This is a genomic window from Denitratimonas tolerans, assembly GCF_037203605.1.
GTDB lineage: Bacteria > Pseudomonadota > Gammaproteobacteria > Xanthomonadales > Xanthomonadaceae > Denitratimonas > Denitratimonas tolerans.
Genome location: NZ_JBBDHC010000043.1, coordinates 1 through 1,052 on the forward strand (window position 1 = coordinate 1; position 1,052 = coordinate 1,052).

The 1,052-nt window shown below is 63.1% G+C and carries 1 protein-coding gene and 1 pseudogene; both read right to left on the reverse strand.

The window, feature by feature from the left end; translation table 11 throughout:
* Window positions 1-233: pseudogene (locus WB794_RS13480) on the reverse strand (succinate--CoA ligase subunit alpha); the annotation flags it as partial.
* A 12-nt stretch (window positions 234-245) separates the two neighbouring features.
* The coding region (gene sucC, locus WB794_RS13485) for an ADP-forming succinate--CoA ligase subunit beta (RefSeq protein ID WP_337336366.1) at window positions 246-1,052 on the reverse strand (807 nt) is incomplete at its 5' end.

The following is a 1,052-nucleotide window of genomic DNA, read 5'->3' on the forward strand; positions in this document are numbered from 1 at the left end:
GCGAACGGGGGCGGCACGTAGATGACCGAGGCGTTGGCACCGGTTTCCTCGACCGCTTCGAGCACCGTGTTGAACACCGGCAGGCCGATGTGCTGGGTGCCACCCTTGCCCGGCGTGACGCCGCCGACGACCTTGGTGCCGTATTCCACCATCTGGGTGGCGTGGAAGGTGCCCTGCTGGCCGGTGAAGCCCTGCACGATCACCCGGGTGTTCTTGTTGACCAAAACGCTCATGGTGTTCGTTCCTCAGGCAGCGATCGCGGCAACGGCTTTCTTGGCGCCGTCGTTGATGTCGTCGGCCGGCGTGATCGCCAGGCCGGAGTTCTTGAGCAGTTCCTTGCCCTTCTCGACGTTGGTGCCTTCCAGGCGCACGATCACCGGCACTTTCACGTCCACTTCCTTGACCGCGGCGATGATGCCCTCGGCGATCATGTCGCAGCGCACGATGCCGCCGAAGATGTTGACGAAGATCGCCTTCACCTTGTCGCTGGAAAGGATCAGCTTGAAGGCCTCGGTGACGCGCTCCTTGGTGGCACCGCCGCCAACGTCGAGGAAGTTCGCCGGCTCGCCGCCTTCGAGCTTGATCACGTCCATCGTGGCCATCGCAAGACCGGCACCGTTGACCATGCAGCCGATGTTGCCGTCCATCGTGACGTAGTTGAGGTCGTGCTGGCTGGCCAGCACCTCGGTCTCGTCTTCCTGGCGGATGTCGCGCATCGCGGCGAGATCGGGATGGCGGTAGGTGGCGTTGTCGTCGGAATTGACCTTGCCGTCGAGCACCGCGAGGTCGCCGTTGGTGAGGATCGCCAGCGGGTTCAGTTCGACCAGCGACAGGTCCTTTTCATTGAACAGCTTGAACAGGCCGAGCATCAGCTTGGTGAGCTGGTTGACCTGCTTGGCGCTGAGGCCCATGGCAAAGCCGACCTGGCGGCACTGGAAGGGCTGCAGGCCTTGCACATAGTTGACGTGCAGGGTCTGGATCTTCTCCGGCGTTTCGGCGGCCACCTGCTCGATGTCGACGCCGCCTTCGCTGGAGGTGATGAAGGTGATGGA